This window comes from Streptomyces cyaneochromogenes, from assembly GCF_003963535.1.
Taxonomy (GTDB): domain Bacteria; phylum Actinomycetota; class Actinomycetes; order Streptomycetales; family Streptomycetaceae; genus Streptomyces; species Streptomyces shaanxiensis.
This window is the reverse complement of the sequence record NZ_CP034539.1, coordinates 7,133,164-7,154,643: the sequence shown is the minus strand read 5'-3', so window position 1 is coordinate 7,154,643 and position 21,480 is coordinate 7,133,164. Positions and strand designations below refer to the sequence as shown.

20 protein-coding genes are annotated in these 21,480 nt (G+C 70.4%); 11 read left to right on the top strand and 9 right to left on the bottom strand.

The window, feature by feature from the left end; translation table 11 throughout:
- Positions 1-4 precede the first annotated feature (4 nt).
- The 3 genes from EJ357_RS32700 (at position 5) to EJ357_RS32690 (ending at position 1,648) form a co-directional block, all read left to right on the top strand.
- Positions 5-418, top strand: coding sequence for a roadblock/LC7 domain-containing protein (locus EJ357_RS32700; protein ID WP_005479603.1), 414 nt, complete (start codon positions 5-7; stop codon positions 416-418).
- A 95-nt stretch (positions 419-513) separates the two neighbouring features.
- On the top strand, positions 514-1,086 hold the full coding sequence (locus EJ357_RS32695; protein WP_126395317.1) for a DUF742 domain-containing protein: 573 nt from the start codon (positions 514-516) through the stop codon (positions 1,084-1,086).
- Positions 1,067-1,648 carry a GTP-binding protein gene (locus tag EJ357_RS32690; RefSeq protein ID WP_026248371.1) on the top strand — a complete coding sequence of 194 codons (582 nt, stop codon included), beginning with the start codon at positions 1,067-1,069 and terminating at the stop codon, positions 1,646-1,648. The genes EJ357_RS32695 and EJ357_RS32690 overlap by 20 nt, the downstream gene beginning before the upstream one ends.
- A 72-nt stretch (positions 1,649-1,720) precedes the next feature.
- On the opposite strand, the gene EJ357_RS50300 is transcribed toward EJ357_RS32690, so the two are convergent.
- The 4 genes from EJ357_RS50300 to EJ357_RS32675 all read right to left on the bottom strand — a co-directional run bounded on the left by EJ357_RS50300 (position 1,721) and on the right by EJ357_RS32675 (position 6,272).
- A complete protein-coding gene (locus EJ357_RS50300) occupies positions 1,721-1,855 on the bottom strand; it encodes a hypothetical protein (RefSeq protein WP_267132813.1) in 135 nt (44 codons plus the stop codon).
- Positions 1,856-1,951: 96 nt separating this feature from the next.
- Entirely contained in the window at positions 1,952-2,146 is a 195-nt protein-coding gene (locus EJ357_RS32685) for an acyl-CoA carboxylase subunit epsilon (protein ID WP_126395316.1), read from the bottom strand.
- A 57-nt stretch (positions 2,147-2,203) separates the two neighbouring features.
- Positions 2,204-3,787: an acyl-CoA carboxylase subunit beta gene (locus tag EJ357_RS32680; RefSeq protein ID WP_126395315.1), complete on the bottom strand. Its 1,584-nt coding sequence runs from the start codon at positions 3,785-3,787 to the stop codon at positions 2,204-2,206.
- A 154-nt stretch (positions 3,788-3,941) separates the two neighbouring features.
- Positions 3,942-6,272 (bottom strand): polysaccharide lyase 8 family protein, encoded by a 2,331-nt coding sequence (locus tag EJ357_RS32675; RefSeq protein ID WP_126395314.1) that lies wholly within the window; start codon positions 6,270-6,272, stop codon positions 3,942-3,944.
- Positions 6,273-6,424: 152 nt separating this feature from the next.
- On the opposite strand from EJ357_RS32675, the gene EJ357_RS32670 reads away from it, so the two are divergent.
- Together EJ357_RS32670 and EJ357_RS32665 are read left to right on the top strand one after the other, a co-directional pair.
- The gene (locus tag EJ357_RS32670) at positions 6,425-6,979 is read left to right on the top strand and encodes a YceI family protein (RefSeq protein WP_126395313.1); all 555 of its coding nucleotides are present in this window, start codon (positions 6,425-6,427) and stop codon (positions 6,977-6,979) included.
- A 127-nt stretch (positions 6,980-7,106) separates the two neighbouring features.
- On the top strand, positions 7,107-7,745 hold the full coding sequence (locus tag EJ357_RS32665; RefSeq protein ID WP_126395312.1) for a hypothetical protein: 639 nt from the start codon (positions 7,107-7,109) through the stop codon (positions 7,743-7,745).
- Here EJ357_RS32665 and EJ357_RS32660 read toward each other — a convergent pair.
- On the bottom strand, positions 7,714-8,310 hold the full coding sequence (locus tag EJ357_RS32660; protein WP_126395311.1) for a YdeI/OmpD-associated family protein: 597 nt from the start codon (positions 8,308-8,310) through the stop codon (positions 7,714-7,716). The genes EJ357_RS32665 and EJ357_RS32660 overlap by 32 nt on opposite strands.
- Before the next feature lie 343 nt (positions 8,311-8,653).
- On the opposite strand from EJ357_RS32660, the gene EJ357_RS32655 reads away from it, so the two are divergent.
- Positions 8,654-8,884: a hypothetical protein gene (locus EJ357_RS32655; RefSeq protein ID WP_126395310.1), complete on the top strand. Its 231-nt coding sequence runs from the start codon at positions 8,654-8,656 to the stop codon at positions 8,882-8,884.
- Between the two features lie 208 nt (positions 8,885-9,092).
- Entirely contained in the window at positions 9,093-9,875 is a 783-nt protein-coding gene (locus tag EJ357_RS32650; RefSeq protein WP_126395309.1) for a S1 family peptidase, read from the top strand.
- 175 nt (positions 9,876-10,050) lie between these two features.
- Here EJ357_RS32650 and EJ357_RS32645 read toward each other — a convergent pair whose 3' ends face one another.
- Positions 10,051-11,067: a GlxA family transcriptional regulator gene (locus EJ357_RS32645; protein WP_126395308.1), complete on the bottom strand. Its 1,017-nt coding sequence runs from the start codon at positions 11,065-11,067 to the stop codon at positions 10,051-10,053.
- 152 nt (positions 11,068-11,219) lie between these two features.
- Between EJ357_RS32645 and EJ357_RS32640 the strand changes: the two genes are divergently transcribed.
- Positions 11,220-11,798: a cysteine hydrolase family protein gene (locus EJ357_RS32640; RefSeq protein WP_126395307.1), complete on the top strand. Its 579-nt coding sequence runs from the start codon at positions 11,220-11,222 to the stop codon at positions 11,796-11,798.
- Position 11,799: 1 nt separating this feature from the next.
- Positions 11,800-12,528, top strand: a complete 729-nt coding sequence (locus tag EJ357_RS32635; RefSeq protein WP_126395306.1) for a cysteine hydrolase family protein — start codon at positions 11,800-11,802, stop codon at positions 12,526-12,528.
- A gap of 114 nt (positions 12,529-12,642) precedes the next feature.
- Here the strand turns inward: EJ357_RS32635 and EJ357_RS32630 are convergent, their stop codons facing one another.
- Positions 12,643-13,872 carry an IS701 family transposase gene (locus EJ357_RS32630; RefSeq protein WP_126395305.1) on the bottom strand — a complete coding sequence of 410 codons (1,230 nt, stop codon included), beginning with the start codon at positions 13,870-13,872 and terminating at the stop codon, positions 12,643-12,645.
- Between the two features lie 472 nt (positions 13,873-14,344).
- Between EJ357_RS32630 and EJ357_RS32625 the strand changes: the two genes are divergently transcribed.
- Both EJ357_RS32625 and EJ357_RS32620 read left to right on the top strand, forming a co-directional pair.
- Positions 14,345-15,490, top strand: a complete 1,146-nt coding sequence (locus EJ357_RS32625) for a hypothetical protein (RefSeq protein ID WP_175647604.1) — start codon at positions 14,345-14,347, stop codon at positions 15,488-15,490.
- 115 nt (positions 15,491-15,605) lie between these two features.
- Entirely contained in the window at positions 15,606-16,841 is a 1,236-nt protein-coding gene (locus EJ357_RS32620) for an MFS transporter (protein WP_228472680.1), read from the top strand.
- An 8-nt stretch (positions 16,842-16,849) separates the two neighbouring features.
- On the opposite strand, the gene EJ357_RS32615 is transcribed toward EJ357_RS32620, so the two are convergent.
- On the bottom strand, positions 16,850-18,166 hold the full coding sequence (locus EJ357_RS32615) for a hypothetical protein (protein WP_407698530.1): 1,317 nt from the start codon (positions 18,164-18,166) through the stop codon (positions 16,850-16,852).
- A gap of 127 nt (positions 18,167-18,293) precedes the next feature.
- On the bottom strand, positions 18,294-21,320 hold the full coding sequence (locus EJ357_RS32610; RefSeq protein ID WP_126395303.1) for a glycoside hydrolase family 3 protein: 3,027 nt from the start codon (positions 21,318-21,320) through the stop codon (positions 18,294-18,296).
- Positions 21,321-21,480 lie beyond the last annotated feature (160 nt).

The window sequence follows — 21,480 nt, the reverse complement described above, 5'->3', positions numbered from 1 at the left end:
CCCGATGAGCCAGGCGGCACAGAACCTGAACTGGTTGATCACCAACTTCGTGGACAACACCCCCGGGGTGTCGCACACGGTGGTGGTCTCCGCCGACGGACTCCTTCTGGCGATGTCCGAAGGCTTCCCGCGCGACCGCGCCGACCAGCTCGCGGCCGTCGCCTCCGGTCTGACGTCTCTGACGGCAGGCGCCTCCCGCATCTTCGAGGGTGGCAGCGTGAACCAGACGGTTGTGGAGATGGAGCGAGGATTCCTCTTCATCATGTCCGTCTCCGACGGTTCCTCGCTCGCAGTTCTCGCACATCCCGAGGCGGACATCGGCCTCATCGGGTACGAGATGGCGCTTCTGGTCGACCGTGCCGGTACGGTCCTCACGCCGGATCTGCGTGCCGAGCTCCAGGGCAGCCTGCTCAACTAACAGACAGTCGGTGCGTTTTGGCGTCCCGTAGCCGTAAGGTTTCGGGACGCGGCTCCACATGATGGGTGCCAGGCACAGTCGGAGGAGGAGAGAAAGTGGCAACACCCCCAGACGGTTCGTCATCGGGCAACTGGTCGTACGGCCCTGCCCAGGGGCACGGCGACGGTTCCCAGAACCGGTACAACTTCCCCTCCCAGCCGAGCCAGCGACAGCCGTACGCCCCGCAGGGCCCCGGGCCCTCGCCGTACGACCAGCCGCCGGCGCCGCGTATCCAGCCGGTGCAGCCGCAGCGACGCGCCCCCGAGCCGGCGCCCGCCGGGGCATCGAACAACCCCCTGGTGCGTCCGTACGCCATGACCGGCGGCCGGACGCGCCCGCGCTACCAGCTCGCCATCGAGGCGCTGGTGCACACCACCGCGCAGCCGCACCAGATGCAGGGCCAGCTGCCCGAGCATCAGCGGATCTGCAACCTCTGCCGTGAGATCAAGTCGGTCGCCGAGGTCTCGGCCCTGCTGACGATCCCTCTCGGCGTGGCCAGGATCCTCGTCGCCGACTTGGCGGAGGCGGGACTGGTCGCCATCCATCAGCCCGGCGGCGACGAGAACGCCGGCGGCCAGCCAGACGTGACACTGCTCGAAAGGGTGCTCAGTGGACTTCGCAAGCTCTAGCGGCGGTCCTTCCCGCTCCACCACCTCCGCGAAGATCGTGGTGGCGGGCGGCTTCGGCGTGGGCAAGACCACGTTCGTCGGCGCCGTCTCGGAGATCAACCCGCTGCGCACAGAGGCCGTGATGACTTCCGCTTCGGCGGGCATCGACGACCTCACCCACACCGGGGACAAGACCACCACCACGGTGGCCATGGACTTCGGCCGTATCACCCTGGACCAGGACCTGATCCTGTACCTCTTCGGCACCCCCGGTCAGGACCGCTTCTGGTTCATGTGGGACGACCTGGTGCGCGGCGCGATCGGCGCGATCGTCCTGGTGGACACCCGTCGTCTCGCCGACTGCTTCCCCGCGGTCGACTACTTCGAGAACTCGGGTCTCCCCTTCGTCATCGCCCTCAACGGCTTCGACGGAAACCAGCCGTACAACCCGGACGAGGTCCGCGAGGCCCTCCAGATCGGCCCCGACACCCCGATCATCACGACGGACGCCCGCCACCGCGCGGACGCCAAGTCGGCGCTGATCACGCTGGTGGAGCACGCGCTGATGGCGCGCCTGCGGTAGCACGCGGCGCCTGCGGCGGTTCACACGCGTTTCGGCCCCGGCCGCTTCCTTCGGGAGGCGGCCGGGGCCGTTTCACGTCACGTCCCGGCGGAACGACGTGCGGCGGCTCAACAGGGCCCGTACGGCGGCCCGTTCCGGCTCTCCTCCGCGGTCGTAGTGATCGATGAGGTCCCGCAGCGCGGCCTCCGCCTGCGCCCGCACCCCCATGCCGCCCCCAGGTGACTTCCGTACGGCCCCTCATCATGCCGACGGCCCCGCCCTCCCGACAGGGGGAGGACGGGGCCGTGTTGGGCTCTGTGGGGCTCAGCGCCAGCTGTGCGGGGCGCGGAAGCCGGGCTCGCGCTCCAGGCGACGCCAGCCCGCCTTGGCGCGGCCCCGGTGGGCCGGGGTGGTGTCGGCCGGCTGGGCGGCGGCGCGGGCCAGGAGGATCGCCGTGATGGCGGCGACTTCCTCGGGCTCGGCGTGGCCCTTCTCGACGCGGATATCAGGGAGGTTCATGGGTGTCAGTCTCCGTGGCTGAGGTTTCCGCGGGGGTACCGCGAAGGATCCGCTGGGTTACTGCGGGGGGTTGCCGTGCTTGCGGGACGGCAGGTCGGCGTGCTTGGTCTGGAGCATCGCCAGCGAGCGGACGAGGACCTCGCGGGTCTCCGCGGGGTCGATCACGTCGTCCACCAGGCCACGCTCGGCCGCGTAGTACGGGTGCATGAGCTCGGCCTTGTACTCCTTGACCATGCGGGCCCGCATGGCGTCCGGGTCCTCGGCCTCGGCGATCTGACGGCGGAAGATGACGTTGGCCGCACCCTCCGCGCCCATCACGGCGATCTCGTTGGTCGGCCAGGCGTAGGTGAGGTCGGCGCCGATGGACTGGCTGTCCATGACGATGTAGGCACCTCCGTAGGCCTTGCGCAGGATCAGCGAGATCCGCGGCACGGTCGCGTTGCAGTAGGCGTACAGGAGCTTCGCGCCGTGCCGGATGATTCCGCCGTGCTCCTGGTCGACGCCCGGGAGAAACCCGGGGACGTCCAGGAAAGTGACGATCGGGATGTTAAAAGCGTCACACATCTGGACAAAGCGCGCAGCTTTTTCCGACGCCTCGATGTCCAGGACGCCGGCGAGGGACTGCGGTTGGTTGGCCACGATGCCCACCACCTGGCCGTCCAGGCGGGCCAGCGCGCAGATGATGTTCCGCGCCCAGCGCTCGTGGACCTCCAGGTAGTCGCCGTCGTCGACGATCTCCTCGATGACCTTCGCCATGTCGTACGGCCGGTTGCCGTCCGCCGGGACCAGGTCCAGCAGCACCTCGCTGCGGCGGTCCGGCGCGTCCGAGGACTCCACCCGGGGCGGGTTCTCCCGGTTGTTCTGCGGGAGCAGCGACAGGAGGTAGCGCACCTCCGCGATGCACGTCTCCTCGTCGTCGTACGCGAAGTGGCAGACGCCGGAGGTCTCGGCGTGCACGTCCGCGCCACCGAGCCCGTTCTGGGTGATCTCCTCGCCCGTCACCGCCTTGACCACGTCCGGGCCGGTGATGAACATCTGCGAGGTCTCGCGCACCATGAAGACGAAGTCGGTCAGGGCGGGGCTGTACGCCGCGCCGCCCGCGCAGGGGCCGAGCATGACCGAGATCTGCGGGATGACGCCGGACGCCTTGGTGTTGCGCTGGAAGATGCCGCCGTAGCCGGCGAGCGCCGAGACGCCCTCCTGGATACGGGCGCCCGCGCCGTCGTTCAGGGAGACCAGCGGGGCACCGGCCGCGATGGCCATGTCCATGATCTTGTGGATCTTCGTGGCGTGGGCCTCGCCCAGCGCGCCGCCGAAGATACGGAAGTCATGCGCGTACACGAAGACCGTACGGCCCTCCACCGTGCCCCAACCGGTGATGACACCATCGGTGTACGGCTTCTTGGCCTCCAGACCGAACCCGACCGCACGGTGCCGGCGCAGCTGCTCGACCTCCCGGAAGGAACCCGGGTCCAGCAGCAGCTCGATCCGCTCCCGGGCGGTCAGCTTGCCCTTGGCGTGCTGCGCCGCGGTCGCCTTCTCGCTCGGGCCGGCCAGCGCCTGCGCACGGATCTCGTGCAGCTCGGCGGTCCGCCCGCGGGCGTCGATCGGCTCACCCGGTGCCTCTTCCAAAACGGTCATGTAGCGACCTTACGAAGGACACCAAGGAAAGCGAGCCGTTGACTCCGTACAGTCTCCGGACCCATTTCCTGGTACCCCTGAACAGAACCATGGCGGCATGCAGCCCTTCCGACTGCTCAGGGGGCGTGCGCGTTGTAGGGGTCGCACAAAGCCGTCACCTGAGAGCCACCTCACAACGGTGGGTCGTACATACCATCCCCGGAGTGACACGGACCCGCAGCCGGCGGCCCGCGAAGAGGACCTCGACCGAGTCGTCCGCGTGCAGGACCCGCTCCACCGGGCGGTCCCAGATGATCTCCAGCGGCTCGCCGGTGCGCGGCGGCTCGCTCACGCAGAGGGTAGCGGTACGGGCCCGTCGGCGGAGCAGCACACTCGCCCCGGCGGAGGCGGTGAGCGGGCCCGCCGTGCCCGCCCGCCAGAAGTTGGCGGCCGTCAGACCCAAGGAGGGGACGTCGACCGCCTGGCAGGCACGGTCGTTGGCGAGGACCGACAGCCGGCGGGCGGCCCGTGCCGCAACCTCGTGCCGGCCGGCGCCGGGCATGAGCAGGTAGACGTAGGTCGCGTCCACGGGGTCCGTGCCGTGGTCCAGCCAGAGGGTCTGCCAGCGGCGGGTGCGGCGCTCCGTCGTGCTGGTGGTGTTGATGTCGGCCCAGGCGCCGGTGCGGTCCTCGCGCAGGGTGCGCAGATCGCCGTACGGCACCACCCAGCCGCCGTGGCCCTCCAGGTGCGCCCAGCCGGGTCCGCGTACGAAGGCCTGGGTGCCGCCTTCCCCGAGGTTGCGGTTGTCGACGACGGTCTCGACGGGGACACCGTCGGTGCAGGTGATCCCGGCCCCGAGGCAGATCACGGCGTCCTCGACGCAGAACCACGACTTGCGGGCCTCCAGCGTCGACCCCAGTCCCTTCAGGTGCTGTCCTATCGCCGCGTACTCGCCGTCGGTGGCGCCGCCGACCCACCGCACGTCGGGCTTGGGCTCACCCCACTCGCCGCCGGCCTTGTCGGGGAGGCGGAGCGTGGAGACGGTCGTGCCGGGGAGCCGGTACCAGTCGACGGTCGGCCAGTACCAGTCCGTGTACTGGCCCGCGAGGCCGTCCGCCCACCAGGAGAGCATCCCTGCTCCGGTGTGCCAGCCGCGCGGGTTCTCGCCGTTGCCGCACTCGTAGTACGCGATGCGGTCGCTCGCCATGGCGATGTTCGCGACGAAGCGTGGGCGGCGGTGCACGGCCCGGTCCATCGCGGCGAAGAGGTGGTGGCCGGTGGGCTCGGGCGCGGCGGCGACCGGCTGTGCGGCGACGGCGTGCAGCCGCGCGAGGTCGGCGACATCGAACTGACGGGCCGTCAAGATCGGCGTGACAGTGTCCCGTTCGATCCATCCCTTGATCCGTCCGTGCCAGCGCTCGCGTTCCGTCCGGCTCGCGCCGCCCGCGAGGAGAGCGATCGCGGCGATGATCCCCTGCCCGTGGTAGTGATCGCTGCGCAGGACATGCCGGTCGTCACTCTTGAGGTGACCCCGGCTGATGGCACGGCCGTTGACGCTGTCCATCACCAACCCGTCGTGGATGAGGAGCGCGTAGGCGCGCTCGACGCTGTCGAGGACGATCTGCCTGTCCGGGTCGGTCACCTCCCACTCGGAGCCGGCGAGCAGGGCGAAGAGGCGGCCGAGGCCGTCGAGCAGGACCTGGCCGTAGGTGCCGGAGTAGGCGACCCGGGTGTGCTGGACGAACGAGCCGTCGGCGTAGAGGCCGTCGCCCTTGGTGACGTACGGGAAGACCGGCGAGAGCGCGTCACGGGCGAGCGCGATCTTCGCCGGGGTCCGGCCGAGGATGCCGCGCAGGGCGACGCCGCGGCACAGGTCGACGCGGTTGGCGCCGGTGGAGGTGCCGGAGTAGTCGGTGAGCATGGCGTCGGGGACGAAGTGGTCCACGGCGGCGCAGGCGGCGTCGATCCGGGCGGCGGTGAGGTGGCCGTACAGGGCGGCCGTGATGTCCATCAGCAGGCGGGGGCTGCCGATCTGCCATTCCCACCAGTTGCCGTAGCGGGTGGTGGCGGGGTTGTAGACGGTGGCGGAGAGGTGATCGAGGCCGCGCAGGACGTCGGCGAGGAGGGACGGGTCGGCGGTGGAGCCGGTGCCGGGCTGGACGTAGGCCTGGGTCATGGTCCACAGGCGGCCGTAGCTCTGGGTGATGCCGGCGGGCGGGTCGTAGGGGTGGCCGGGCCAGAGGGAGGTGGGGGTGGGGGCCATGGTGGCCCGGAAGCCGCGGGCGAGGGTGCCGGTCTCGGCGAGGCGGGCGGCGTACGGCTGTGCCGTTGGGTCGTAGCCGGTGCCGAGGGCGATGTCGAGCCAGCGGCGGCGGAGGGTGTCGTAGGCGTCGGCCGGGGCCGAGTGGGCGGCGGTGGCGGTGCCGGCGGTGGTGGCCAGGAGCGTCGCCGCGAGCAGGACGGCTCGGCGGCTGGGTCTCGTGGGCCCGGTGCGCTGAGAGGTCATGCCTGGGCATCTACCACCTCAGCGTAATCACGCCAACACTTTGCGGATGATGTTGAATCCTGAACGGAATAGGTCTACGGTCGGCTGTGTTGATGTAGTTCAAGATTCAACATCAGATCACGCATCACTTACTTCCCTCGAAGGAGCACGTCATGGCGAACACCGAGCTCTCCACCCTGACCGGCGACTACACGATCGACACCGCCCACTCCACGATCGGCTTCACCGTCCGCCACGCCATGGTCACCAACGTCAAGGGCAAGTTCCTCGACTTCAGTGGATCGCTGCACCTGGACGGCAGCGAACCGTCCGCGTCCACGGCGTCCATCGACGTCAAGATGGACAGCATCGACACCGGCTCCGCGGACCGCGACGGCCACCTGAAGAGCGCGGACTTCTTCAAGATCGAGGAGTTCCCGACGATGACCTTCCGGTCCACCTCGGCGGAGGCCCTCGGCGACGACGACTACCGCATCACCGGCGACCTGACGATCCTCGGGACCACCAAGTCGATCACCATCGACCTGGAGTTCAACGGCGCCGCGAAGGACCCGTTCGGCAACGAGCGCGTCGGCTTCGAGGGCAAGGCGCAGATCCTGCGCTCTGAGTGGGGCCTGACCTGGAACGCCGCGCTGGAGACGGGTGGCGTGCTGATCTCGGACAAGATCAAGCTGAACTTCGACATCTCGGCGATCCGCAACGCGTGACCCTTCGGCGACCACGCCGCGCGCCCCTTCCGCGCCCACTCTGAGCACACCCGCCCCCCACTCCCCCGTATCAGGAGGGCGGGTGCTCGGTCGTGTAGGCAGAGATTCCGCATCGGGGGAGGCGCAAATGCCCAACAAGACGGGACCGCAACGCTATCCGGGAGCAAGCCGCGACCGCTGGTACCAGGACGACTTCGGCGGCAGGGCGATGGAGGTCAACGTCGTCGTCCTGCACACCACCGAGGGCCGCTCGCTGCCCGACTACCAGGGCGGTGCCCTGGCACCGAACCTCACGGCGGTGCCGGATCCGGCCGCCAAGAAGCTGAAGTGGTACCAGCACTTCGACATCGACGTCTCGTCTCGCGCGCTGCGCAACAAGCTGGGCGGCGTCGAGACCAACACACTGAACGTCTGCCAGGCCGAACTGGTCGGCACCTGCGACCCGAAGACCCACGCGAAGTGGAAGGACGCGGGCAAGGCGCACATCTACTGGCCTCAGGCCCCCGAGTGGGCCCTGCTCGGCGTCGCCCGCTTCCTGGCCTGGATGCACATCGAGCATGACGTACCGCTGCGGGGCCCGACCCTGTGGCCCGCGTACCCGAAGTCGTACGGGAACGAGGGCGGTCAGCGGATGAGCGGGGCGAAGTGGAACGGGTTCAAAGGGGTGTGCGGGCACATGCACGTCCCCGAGAACGCGCACGGGGATCCCGGAGCCGTCGACTTCGACCGGCTGATCAAGCTCGCGAAGGCGGCGCTGGAGGAGTGACGGAGTTCTCCAGCTTCGCCACGGCTGCCTTCAGTCGGGCCGCCCGGCTCTTCGGGGTGCGAGCCCGGAGGATGCCGAGCATGGCGAGGTACTGCTCCGTCCTGCCGAGCCCCTCGAAGACGGCCTTGGCCCTGGGGTTGCGCTCCAGCGCGGCCGCGAGGTCCTCGGGGACGGCGGCGTCCTTCTGCGACTCGTACGCCGCCGCCCACCGGCCGTCCGCCTTCGCGGCATCCACCTCCGCGAGCCCGGCGGGCCGCATCCGCCCGGCGTCCGCCAGCTCCTCGACGCGCCGCACATTGACCATCGACCACAGGCTGCCGGGCCGTCGCGGGGTGATCCGCTGCAGGAAGTACCCGGCGTCCAGCCCCTTGCGCTGACCCGTGATCCAGCCGTGGCAGAGGGCCACGTCGTTGACCTCGGCGGCGGTGACGGACGGGATGCCCGAGCCCTTCTTGGCGACCTTGACCCACAGGCCGGGATGCGGGGCGGGGTGGCTGGTCAGCCAGGCGTCGAGGGCGGTGGCGGAGTCGAAGGCGAGGGGGGCTGTGCCGTCCGAGGGGGTCATGGGGACAACGTAGGCGGCCTACAGGTCAGGATCTGGCCTATAGGGGGCGGGCCAGGTGTCCTGATCTACACGGCTCCCGGTGCACCCACGCCGAGCGGTGGGTCCGCGACCGCCACGGTCAACGTGAGCGCGGCGCCGGGGCCTTGGCGTGGCGGCGAAATCGGGGCGCGGACGGGCGTCGCCCTCGGGCATCCTCGTCGGTGTGACCGACACGTCCACTTCCACGCACACGTCCCGACCCGGTTCCGCGCGGGTCGCGATCGCCTCGTACGAGATCGAGAAGGGGTCTCCCCTGCCCCAGGCCGCCGTTCGCGCTTGACTGCGTGAGCGCGGCATCGACTGGATGCCGTTCGGCGCGGACGAGGTCCGCTGGGACCGGGTGTGCGCGCCTGGGGTCGACGGGCACTGGCGTGCGTGGATCACCGTCCATGTGGACGCCGGTGCTCTGTGGCGGCTCGGGCTGCATCCCGATCAGCCGACCGCTGTCGTCAACTCTCCCTCGCCGCCCGGCTGGTGGCATGCCGCCGGGGAACGGTACGCGCGGCTGCGGCCGGGCGGGAGGGCCGGGTCCTGAGCCGGGAAGCCCGTGTCCTGAAACGGGCGTGGCCGGATTTGGCCCCTTGTCCGGGCAGTCACAGGATCCACATAATCCAGCAACAGAATTGACCGGCGCATGTCACCAACCAGAAGACGCTCCCCGTCCTCTTCCTATCTGACATGCCCCCGACATTTCAGCGCTCTCTCCACGTTCGTATGTCCAACCCCCCACGGAAGGCATCACGTTGAAGAAGCTCCTCACCGCCCTCAAGAGATGCGCGGTCCTCGGCGCCGCCGCTCTCGCGATCGTCAGCCTTCAGCCCGTCTCGGCCGCGCAGGCCGCCGACTCGCGCGTCGTCGGCGGAACCCGTGCCACGCAGGGCGAGTTCCCGTTCATGGTCCGGCTCTCCATGGGCTGTGGCGGCGCGCTGTACACCCAGCAGATCGTGCTCACCGCCGCGCACTGTGTGGGCTCGACCGGCCCGAACACCAGCATCACCGCGACCGCCGGCGTCGTGGACCTGCAGTCCACCAGCGGCCGGGTCCAGGTCCGTTCCACGTACGTGTACCGGGCCCCCGGCTACAACGGCACCGGCAAGGACTGGGCGCTGATCAAGCTCGCCCAGCCCATCAACCTGCCGACGCTGAAGATCGCCACCACCACGCAGTACAACACCGGTACCTTCACCGTGGCCGGCTGGGGCGCGGCCACCGAGGGCGGCAGCCAGCAGCGCTACATGCTCAAGGCCAACGTGCCGTTCATGAGCGACGCCCAGTGCCGTTCCTACAGCGGCTACAGCGGGCTCGTCGCGAGCGAGGAGATCTGCGCCGGCCTCCCGTCCGGCGGCGTCGACACCTGCCAGGGCGACTCCGGCGGCCCGATGTTCCGCCGCGACGCGAGCAACGCCTGGATCCAGGTCGGCATCGTCAGCTGGGGCATAGGCTGCGCCCGGCCGAACGCGCCCGGTGTCTACACCGAGGTCTCGACGTTCGCCTCGGCGATCGCGTCGGCCGCGTCGTCTCTCTGACCGAGCCGCGTCGCCGATCCCACGGATCCGACTGATCCCAGTGATCTGAGTGATCTGAGCGATCTGAGCGATCCGACTGATCCTCCATTTTCACGGGCCCGGCGTCCTCGGACGCCGGGCCCGTGCCGTGCCGTGTCGTCCCGTGCCGTCCCGTACCGTGCCGCACGCGCCCTGCTCATCCCGCTTCGGACGTCTCCCGGACCGGCACGGCGCGGAACCGTGCCCGGTACTCGCTCGGCGTCGTGGCGTGGCGGCGGCGGAACGCCCTGATGAGCGTGTCGACGGTGCCGAACCCGCAGACGGAGGCGACCCGGTCGAGCGTGTCGTCGGTGGTCTCCAGCAGGTTGCCGGCCAGCTCGACCCGGGCCGATTCGATGTAGGCGTGCGGTGTCGTGCCGAGTTCGGTCTTGAAGATCCTGGTGAGCTGCCGGTCGCTGACGTGCGCGTACGCGGCCAGGTCCGGGACGGTCAGGCGGCGGCCGATGTTGTTCAGGATGTGATGCCGGAGGTCCTCGATGCGCCGGGTCGGCGACACCCGCTCCAACGGCACGCTGAACTGGGACTGCCCGCCGGGCCGTTTCAGGTACATCACGAGCTGGCGGGCGACGCGCAGCGCGACCTGCTCGCCGAAGTCCTCCGCGACCAGGGCCAGGGACAGGTCCAGGCAGGCGCTGATCCCCGCGCCGGTCCAGACCTCGCCCTCCTCACGGATGAAGATGGGATCGGGGTCGACCCGGACGGCCGGGTGGTCGGCGGCGAGCCGCTGCGCGGTCGACCAGTGCGTGGTGGCGCGCTTGCCGTCGAGGAGCCCCGCGGCGGCGAGGATGTGCGCGCCGACGCACACCGACGTCACCCGACGGGTGCGGGTGGCCAGGGCCTTCACCCACGCCACCGTGCCGGGGTCGGTGATGGGGTGGATGCGGCGCTCGCTGTCCACCTCGACGGAGCCGGGCACCAGCAGCGTGTCGATCGCCCGTTCCGCGACGTCATGGAACGTGGTGTCGGGCAGGATCCGCACGCCGGCCGCCGTCGTCACCGGCGCCGTGGTCTCGGCGGCCAGGACGACCTCGTAGCCGACTCGCTCGGCGGTCTCGCGCGGGACGAGGGAGAACACCTCCGGCGGGCCGGTGACATCGAGGAGGTCGACGCCCTCGAACAGCACGATCACGATCAACCGGTTGACGGTCCCCACCTTTTAACCCCCTGCTTGACCTGCGGTCGCGGGTGTCGGTTTCTGCAAATAGCACGTCATTGCCGACAGCCCGGTGCGAGCCATAGCGTCGCATACGTGTTCAACAACTTGTTGAACAACTCGCTGAGTCCCCCGACCCTTGGAGAAGACCTGTGGCAAGCAAGACGCTGCGCGCACTCGGCGGTGCCGACAAAACCCCCGCGGCCCTCGCGTCCTCGACGCTGATCCTCGTCGACTACCAGAACACCTACACCCGCGGTGTGATGGAACTCGACGGCTGGAAGCCCGCCCTGGAAGCGGCGTCGGATCTGCTGTCCCGTGCCCGCGCGGCCGGAGCCGAGGTCATCCATGTCCAGCACGACGGCGGCGAGGGGTCGCCGTACGACATCCGCGCGGAGATCGGCGAGATCCACCCCCGCGTGGCACCGATCGACGGCGAGCCCGTGGTCGTCAAGCAGGCCCCGGACGCCTTCCACGGGACCGACCTCGGCAAGCTCGTGGACGAGGCCGGGAACGAGAACGTGATCGTCGCCGGGTTCATGACCCACATGTGCATCGCGTACACGTCGGCGTCGGCGGCCCTGCGCGGCAACCGGCCCACCGTCCCGGCGGACGCGTGTGCCACCCGGTCGATCGTGAACGTCTCCGCCGACGAACTGCACCGCAGCGGGCTGGCGGCCATCGCCGACGCGTACGGCGTCGTCGTCGCGTCCGGGAAGGAGCTGGCCTGACATGGCGGAGCAGGAGCGGGGCGGCACGTCCCGCCGTGGGTTCCTGAAGGTCGGCGGTGCGGCCGTCGTCGGCGGGGCCGCGGTGTTCGGCGCCACCCGGCTGGGCGACTCCCCCGCGCAGGCGGCGGAGGCGGACACGTCGGGTACGACGACGCTGCGCAAGCTCAACGGCCTGGCCGACAAGCCGGCTTCGCTCGCCTCCGCCACCTTGATCATGGTGGACTACCAGAACACCTACACCCGCGGTGTGATGGAACTCGACGGCTGGCGGCCCGCCCTGGACGCCGCGGCCGAACTGCTGGGCGCGGCCCGCGAGGCGGGCGGGACGGTCATCCACATCGTCAACGACGGCGGGGAGAACACCCCGTACGACGTCCGCCGGCCGATCGGCCGCATCCACGACAAGGTCAAGCCCGCCAAGGGCGAGCGGACCGTGGTGAAGAAGGCCCCCAACGCCTTCGTCGACACCGAACTCGGTGACCTCGTCGACCGGGCGGGCAACAAGAACCTGGTCATCGCCGGGTTCATGACGCACATGTGCGTGACGTTCACCGCGGAGGGCGCGTTCCTGCGCGGGAACAAGCCCACCGTGGTCGCCGACGCCTGCGCCACCCGGCCGCTGCCGTCGGTGGGCGGCGGAGTGTCCGCCGCCCAGATCCACCAAAGCGCGCTGGCGACGATCGCCGACCTGTACGGCGTCGTCGTTCCCTCCCACACCGCGCTGACCTAGTAGTGCTTCGTTAGGTTCTGGTTCTGCTTGGGGTGAGGGGGCGGCCGCAGGTGGTGCAGGTACCGTCCCAGCAGCGCAGCAGGTCCTGCAACGCGTCGAGGACCTGGTAGAGACTCAGGCTGTCGTGCGGGCTTTTGGGTCGTAACGCCGCAGGGTGAGGAAGGCCTGGGCGGCGGTGACGAGGGTGACGTGGTGGTGCCAGCCGCGCCAGGTGCGGCCCTCGAAATGGTCCAGGCCCAGCCCGTGCTTGAGCTCGCGGTAATCGTGCTCGATACGCCAGCGCATCTTCGCAAAGCGCACCAGGTCGGCGATGGGGGTGGTGGCGGGCAGGTTGCTCATCCAGTAGCCGGTGGGTGCGTCGGCGTCTTCGGGCTGTTCCACCAGCAGCGTCCGCAGCGGCAGCACCCCGTCCCACCGGCCGCGTCCACCGGCCTGTTCCTGCGCGGTGCGGGTAGCTTCCTTGCCCGAGGGCCGCACCTCAAGCACCGCAAAGCGTGAGGTCATCGTTCCTTTGCTGCCTTGGCGCCAGGTGACGGTTTCGAAGCGGGCGTGCGCATCGATGAGCTGGTGCAGGGGGCGGGCCGGTTCGCGATAGCGGGGCAGTGTGGGCGGGCCCAGGCCCTGGTAGGGCGGCAGATATGGGATGGCATTGGCCGGGCGGGCGATCTCCTTGGGCTCGACGGCCATGATGTAGGACCAGCCGCGTTCCTCCAGGGCCAGGCGGAAGGCGACGCTGCGGCCGTAGCCGGCATCGGCCACGAGCACCGGCACCGACGGCAGCCAGTCCGCCAGCCTCTCCAGCAGCCCCAACGCCAGACGCGGCTTGGTCACATGCCCGATCTCGTCGGGCACGCCCGCAGCCGTGCGCCGCGGGAGGTCGTGGGCCCATTCCTCGGGCAGGAACAGCTCCCACTCCAGCGGGCAGGAGGCGGTGTCGGTGGCGGCGTGCACGCTGACGGCGACCTGGCAGTTGGCCCGTTTGCCCAACGCTCCGCAGTACTGCCGGGCTACCCCGACCGAGGCCCGCCCGTACTTGGGAAACGACACGTCGTCGATGACCCACACATCGGGCTTGACCACCTCGACCAGCCGCTCGGCGATCCGCCGCCGCACCGGCGTCCACTGCCATGGCGACTGGTTGACGAACTGCTGCAGGGCCTGCATGTTCCCGTCCGGCAGCCGCTGGGCCATCGGCTGGATCGACTTGCGCCGGCCGTCCAGCATCAACCCCCGCAGATAGCACTCGCCCTTGGCCCGCTGATCCTTGCGCGGCACCGAGGCGAACACATCGGCCACGAACAGCGCCAACGCGGCCCGTAATCGGTTCACTTCATGCGTGTCCACACTTCCAACATGCTCTTGATCAGCACAAACGCATAGACCTAACGAAGCACTACTAGGGCCTGTCGTTTGGATCATGCCGGCGTCGCGGGGCGTGGCACGCGCATCTGCCGCGTTGTCGTCGGTTGCCGACGCTCCGCGTCGCCGCCCTCCTCCGCCTTGCAGCTGCACGCACCACGCCCCGCTCGGGTCAGCCAGGAGGCGCAGTCTCTCTTAGCCGACCTGATCCAAACGACAGACCCTAGCGCGAGTCCGACAGGCACCGGTACGGGCCTGTCGCGCCCGCGACTGCCCCTCTCCGGCGCCCCCGCAGCCCCACGCTGCCGGAGAGGGATCCACCGGAGAGGGATCCACCTCTCGCAGTGCTCCCCGCGTCCCGGCCCTTCGTGGCTCCCGGCGGGTCAGTTCCCCCCACACCACCGCTTTCCCCCCAGGCGGGAACACCTGACGACCGATTCGTTACGGAGAGCAAGTCATGGCAACACGCCGGACATTCATCGGTGGCGCGGGCGGCATGGGCGCCGCGACGTTCCTGGGCCACACGGCGGCCCAGCCGGCCACGGCAACCGTCCTCGACGCCACCCCGGCCGCGGAGGCGGTGAGCGCCCAGAGCGCCGCCCGGGACTCCATCCGCGCGGTGAACGCTGCGATGCGCACCAACTACGCGGCGCTGAAGGCCGATCTGGTCAAGAACCTCGGACCCGTGATCGTGGTGCAGAACGACGCGAAGGGCGGCACCTTCACCCTCGTCCACGAGGGCAAACGGTACGTGGAACACCCGGTGGCGGAGGAGTTCGAGCTGGCGAAGTCCATCGCCCACGTGCCGCTGGGGATCTTCTCCACGCTCGCGGAGTACCTGTCGGACAAAGTCCCCAACGTCCCCAACGCCGACCGCATCGACGCCCACGACCTCGACATGGTGGCGATGCAGGGCCCCGGCACCGACGCCTGGACGACGCCCCTGCAGGCCTTCGCGGACAAGCTGACCACCGCGAAGGGCAACCTCGCCGCGGCGAAGCTGCCGCAGGCACTGCACAACTCCTGCGCGAAGATCCTCGACGAGGCGCTCACGTTCATCGCCGACTCCATCCGGTCCCGCGCCTTCGACATCGCCTCGTTCCAGGTCTTCGCGGGGCGCGTGTACCCAGCGATCCGCGTGAACATGCAGTACGCCGCCGAGGCACAGATCTCCGGGGTTCAGGGCCTGTGCAAGAAGTGGCGGGCACAGCTCGGCGAGGCCGCCTGGGCCGACCTGTACACGGTCGTGCTGTCGATCTGGACGACGTCGGTGCTGAACCAGGCGGAGATCATCATCAAGCCGATGATGAACCAGAAGAAGGTGGACTCCCATCTGATCGACATCCCCACGGCGCAGTTGCCGTCGGACCCGATCGGGGTGGCCCTGGACAACCTGGCGCGGATCGTTCAGGACAACATCGCCGCGGAGCTGGTGTTCGTCTCCGACGAGAAGGTTGCCGACGCCCTCAAGGGCAAGGAGGACCTGCTGTCCGACGAGATCCTGAAGCAGCTCGGCACGCCCGCCTCCGTCGGCGCGACCGGTGTGGCGTTCCGCACCGCCGGCAGGGCCAAGTGTCCGGTCAACCACAGCGTGAGCATCTGACCGAAGCCCACGGGCGCACCTGGGCCCACCGGCACACCGAGCACTTCTCGAAAGCCCGGCGGCCCTCTCCTGGACGGAGGAGGGGGCCGCCGTCACGTCCACGGGGGAAACACACGTGACCACCAGACTGTGGCTCATCACCGGTCTGATACTGCTGGCCGTCAATCTACGCGCGGCGATCACCGGGACCTCGCCGCTCATCGGGAACGTCCGGCAGGCTCTCGCCCTGTCCGGCACCGAGGTCAGCGTGCTGGCGACGTTGCCGGTGTTGTGCCTGGGCGCCTTCGCCTGGATCGCGCCCCGGCTGGCCCGCCGGTTCGGAACGCAGGCCGCCCTGTGCGCCGCCCTCTGGGTGCTGGCGCTCGGCGCCGCCGTGCGGGCGGTTCCGTGGCCGACGGCGCTCTTCGCGGGGACGGTGCTGGCCGGGGCCGGCATCGCCGTCGGCAACGTACTGCTGCCCGCGATCGTCAAGGACCACTTCGGCCGGCGGATCGGACTGTTCACCGGCCTCACCATGACGCTCATGGCCGTCTCCGGGGCCCTCGCCGCCGGAGCCGCGGTGCCGCTTGCCGCCGCGACCGGATGGCAGGCCGCGCTGGCGGGTTGGGCGGTGCCCGCGGTGCTGGCCGCGGCGGTGTGGGGGCTGCTGGCCGCGCCCGGAGCGGACGGCAGGCATCGCAGGACCCCGCCTCCGGTGCCGAGGACGACGGGCGGATCCTTACTGCGCTGCCCGCTCGCCTGGTGGGTGTCGGCGTTTCTCGGGCTGGTCTCGCTGATGTTCTACACGCTGGTGGCGTGGCTGCCGCAGATCATGCGGGCGAGCGGCTACACGCCCGCCCAGGCCGGGCTGATGATGTCGCTGATGCTGACCGTCGGCATCCCGCTGGGGTTCGTCGTCCCCCTCGCCGCCGCCCGTATGCGCGGCCAGCGGCTCCTCGTGGTGGCCGTGACGGCGGCGCAACTGCTCTCCCTCGCGGGCCTGCTGCTGGCCCCCGCTCTCGGCTGGGCGTGGGTGTGCCTGCTCGGTACGGCGACCGGCAGCGCCTTCCCGCTGGCGATGACGCTGCTCGGGCTGCGCGCGGACGGCCCGCAGGTAGCCGCCGATCTCTCGGGGATGGCGCAGACCATCGGCTATCTGCTGGCCGGCCTCGGCCCGCTGGCCCTGGGCGTCCTCCACGACGTCACCGACGGCTGGCGCGCGCCCCTCGCCGTCCTGATCGCCCTGGTCGTGCCGGAGGCGATCGCCGGGCTGCTCGCCGCCGGCCCCGGCCATGTACGCCCCGGCGGCCGCGAGGACCACCCGGCGAAGCACACCGCCGCACGCGCCGAGGGCCGCCTCGTCCGCCTGTAGCCGGATCCTCAGAAGCCTCCGCCGTCGAACCCTCCCCCGCCGAAGTCCCCACCGCCGAACCCGCCCCCGAAGTCCCCGGTGTCGAAGTCCGCCCCGGACACGTCACCGCCCTCGTAGCCGCCACCGCCGTACCCGTACCCCGCCCCGTAGTCGGCCGCGTAGGCCGGCGCGGCCATCATGCTGCCCAACATCGTGCCGATGAGGAGGCCGGGAAGGATGCCGCCGCCGAAGTAGCCGCCTGCCCAGGGGCCGTAGGCGGGGCCGGCGTCCCAGTAGGGCCGGCGGCCGTACTCGGTGTCGACCTCGCGGATCACGGGGTCACGGCCCTCGGACAGACGGGTCCGGTCGGCCGCGCAGACCGGGACCTCGCGGGCCGCGCCGCCCGGTGGGGTCCAGGTCTCGTCGGCCACCGCCGGGCCGTGCCGCGGGTCGAAGAAGCACGGCGGCCGGCGGGCCGGAAGCGGCTGGTGCTCCCGGCGGGCGGCCAGCTGGGTGAGGGAGAAGCGGCCGTCCGCCAGGGCCTGGGTGACCGCCTTGACGTCCTCCGGTTTGCGGGCACCGTCCATGAGCCGTTTCGCCTGGTCGTAGGAGTCCAGGGCGGTTTCGTAGTCCGCGCGCATCGCGTCGTCGGCGCCGGTCTCGGCCGGGTGGAAGTCCAGGCGGTCCAGTTCCTCGCCGAAGGCGGTGATGTCCTCGTCGACCACGACCCGCAGCTTCTCCAGCGCCGCCCGCTGCTCCTCCTCGTGGCGTCGCCGGTTGCGCCGGACCAGCGCGTACGCGCCCGCGCCGCCCGCCGCCAGGACCACGCCGACGGCGACCAGGCCGCCGACGTCCACACCCGTGCCGTCCCCGCCGTCGCTCCAACTGGCGGGTGCCGAGCCACCCACGTTGCGCAGCGCGGTGTCGACGAAGTCGTTCAGCTGGGCCTTGGGGTCGCCGGCGCTCTGCACCGAGGTGACCAGGTTGTCCACCGCCTGCCGGGACATCACGGTGGCGTCGGCCGCCGCGTCGAAGCGATCACCGACGCGGACCCCGTACAGGCCCGTGACACCGGTCTCCGTACGGAGGTTCAGCAGGAGGTTCCGGGTCGGCTGGTCGGCCGGGAGAACGGCGACGAAGACCGGCTTGTCGGCGTCCTTGATCTTGTCGGCGAGCGCTTCGGCGTCAGCCGACGACAGCTGGTCCGAGGCGGCGGGGTCCACGTAGACGGGACCCTCGCGCAGCGCCTCGGCGACCTGGGAAACATCCGTGGCCGCATGTGCGCCGGGCGCGCCGGCCGTGAGCACCGCGACCGTCGCGGCGACCGGCACGACAGCCAAGCGCATAAGGCCCCGGGAGAGCGGAGTCCTCATACCCTCGACGCTACCTGATGGGCCGGACAAAAGGGTCGGTCCCGGCGGGCGAATCCCACCGGGACCGATGTCGTGCCACGCCGCGCTGCGGTACGACGGCTCAGGCCGCGCGGTACGCCGCCCGCAGCCGCTCCACGGCCGCCCCGTACCGGCCCGTCACCAGCAGATGGTCGGCCTCGGCGAAGGGCCCCGCCACCGCCGCGGTGATCCCCGTGCCCGCGGCCCGCTGCTGGACGATCAGCCGTGCCTTGGTGACGAGCGCCCGGCCCGCCTCCTCGGCCCCGGCCTTCTCGGCGGCCGCGGCCGCGATGCCGAGCGCCTTCAGGGTCACGGCGCCGCCCTCGGGCACCTTGGTCAGCGTGGTCAGACCCCAGCCGTACGGGAACCTGGGGTCGTACGACGCGTCCCCGACGTTGATCGGCAGCTGTGCCTCCGACTTCGGCCAGGTGACGGGGAGCTGCCCGGTGAAGGGCCGCCTGCCGTAGAGGACGTCCGTCACGCCGTCGCCCTCCGTGCCCGGCAGCCAGGAGGCGACCAGCGCGTCGATCCCGGACAGTGCCGCGTCGTCGATGAGCTGCGGACGCCCGGAGACGATCAGCACCACGCACCTCATCGCGCCGCACACCTTGTCGACGGCCGCGCGGTCGGCGTCGCTCAGCCGCAGGTCGTGGCCGTTGCCGACGTCGCCGACGCCCTCGGCGTACGGGGTCTCACCGACGACGACCACACCGACGTCATGGCCGTCCGTCGGGGCCGAGGCGTCCTTGGAGTACGTCAGCCGCGCCGAGTTCCTCCGCATCGACTCCAGGATCGTCGTACCGGGTGTGATGTCCCCGGAGGAGCCCTGCCAGGTGATCGTCCAGCCGCCGCTCTGGTTGCCGATGTCGTCGGCGTTGGATCCGGCGACGTACACCTTCTCGGACTGCTTCAGCGGCAGCACGCCCTGCGCGTTCTTCAGCAGCACCTGCGACTCGGCCACCGCCCGCCGCGCCACGGCCCGGTGCTCGGCGGACCCGATCTGCGACGCGCCGCTCGTGTCGGCGTACGGCTTCTCGAAGAGCCCGAGGCGGAACTTCTGGGTGAGGATGCGGGACACGGCGTCGTCGATCCGCCGCTCGCCGATCCGTCCGGCCCTCACCTCGTCGGCCAAGGTGGCGTGGAGTTCCTTGTACGCGTACGGCACCATGATCATGTCGAGGCCCGCGTTGACCGACGTACGGACGTCCGAGGCGTAGTCGCCCGGGATCTGGTCGATGGCCTGCCAGTCGCTGATCACGAAGCCGTCGAAGCCCATGCGGTCCTTGAGGACACCGTTGATCATGTCGGCGCGGGCGTGCATCTTCACCGGGCCCAGGCCGTCGCCGACGACGTCGAGCGAGGAGAACGACGGCATGACCGTGCCGACGCCACGGTCGACGGCCGTCTCGTACGGGGCCAGGTGGACGGCCTCCAGCTGCTGCCCGGTGACCTTGGTGACGCCCTGGTCGATGGTGTACGTCCCGGTGGTGGAGGAGCCGTACTCGGTGCCGCCGTCGGCGACGAAGTGCTTGGCGGTGGCGAGGACCTTGTCGCCACGGTCCAGGTCCCGTCCGTCGGGCCTGCCCTGGAGGCCCTGGATGACGGTCTCCATCGACTCGACGAGCGCCGGGTCCTCGCCGAAGGACTCGTAGGCCCGCCCCCACCGGTCGTCCCGCGTCACGCACAGGCAGGGCGCGAAGCTCCAGGGGACTCCGGTGGCCCGTGTCTCGGCGGCGGTCACCGCGCCCGCCCGGTAGGCCAGCTGCGGGTTCCTGGACGCCCCGAGTCCGATGTTGTGCGGCATGATCGTCGCGCCGACCAGGTTGTTGTGGCCGTGCACCGCGTCGACGCCGTAGATCAGCGGGATCTGGAAGCGGGTCGCCCGCGCCCTCAGCTGGAAGCCGTCGATCATCTTCGCCCAGGCCTCGGGGGTGTTGGGCGTCGGGGTGGAGCCGCCGCCGGAGAGGAGCGAGCCGAGGGCGTACGTGGCGATGTCGCCGGAGGTGGCGAGCGCGCCGCGCTCGGCCTGGGTCATCTGGCCGGCCTTCTCCTCCAGCGACAGCCGGGACAGGAGGTCTAAGACGCGCTTGCGCACGGGCAACTTGCTGTCGAGATAGGGCAGTCCGTGCGCGTCGACCACTATCTGCGGGGTCTCGGCCGGGGCCTTGGCGCCCGTGACGGTCAGCTTCAGCGGGATCGTCTCGGCGGGCTCGGCGGACCTGTCCCTCAGGGTGGGGACGCGGACCTCGCGGGCGGCCCCGGAGGCCGTGCCGGCCGGGAAGGTGACGGTGCCCGTGACCGGGGTGTAGTCCTTGCCGGGGTCGGCGGTGCCGCCGGTGGTCTCGTAGGTGACGGTGACGGGTTCGTCGAGGGGGGTGGCGCCGGTCGTGGCCACGGTGAGCCGTGCGGTCGCCGTGCCGCCCTCGACGGTCGGATAGACGGCGGAGTCGGTGCGGACCGAGGCTTTCAGGGACTGGTCGGCCCTGCCGTACAACTCGACGCCGTCCATGGCGAATTCAGCCTTGACGCCGACGGGGAGGGTGACGGCGTATCCCCAGGTCTCGGTGAGGCCGAGGATGTGGTCGATGCCGCCGACGGGCTGGTAGTCCGTGCGATAAGTGAAGTCGGTGAAGGGCAGTTCGATCTGTTTCCAGCCGCCGAAGTCATCGGTGAAGGAGGTCGTCCACAGCTCGGTGGCCTCGCCGTTGGCGCCGCCGTCCTTGAGCTCGAAGGCGATCTTCTTGCCGTTGTTCCGGCCGTCCCACCAGAAGCGGACGCCCTTGTGGGCGGACCAGTCGTGGGCGGGTTCGGCATAGGCGAAGGTGTGGGTGAAGCCGCCGTAGCCGCTGATGTCGTACGTGCCGGAGAGGACCTGCTCGCCCTCGGGCGCGTCGTCGCGGGCGGCCAGCCGGAGGGCCGGCGGGTCGTCGTTGTCGCCGCCCCAGGTGAAGACGCCCTCGGCAGGCGGGCTCGCGAAGGGGACCTCGCCCTCGAAGCGGTCGACGGGGACCGGGGCGGGGTCGTCGGCGGCGGATGCGGGGGCGGCCGCGCTGAGCGGGAGCAGGGTGGTCAGGAGGGTGGCGGAGACGAGCAGGGCGGTTCTTCTCATGGAACATCCCTCGACTCTCATAGTCCACTTTTGACTTAACTCGCGCCGTGAGTTAACTGGCGGCGCCGATTGGCGTCAAGACTTCACGTCAGGACCGGTGCACGCTCAACCCCTGGCCGGATCAGGGGCATTGTTCCTTCAGTAAGTGAAGACCCGCCCC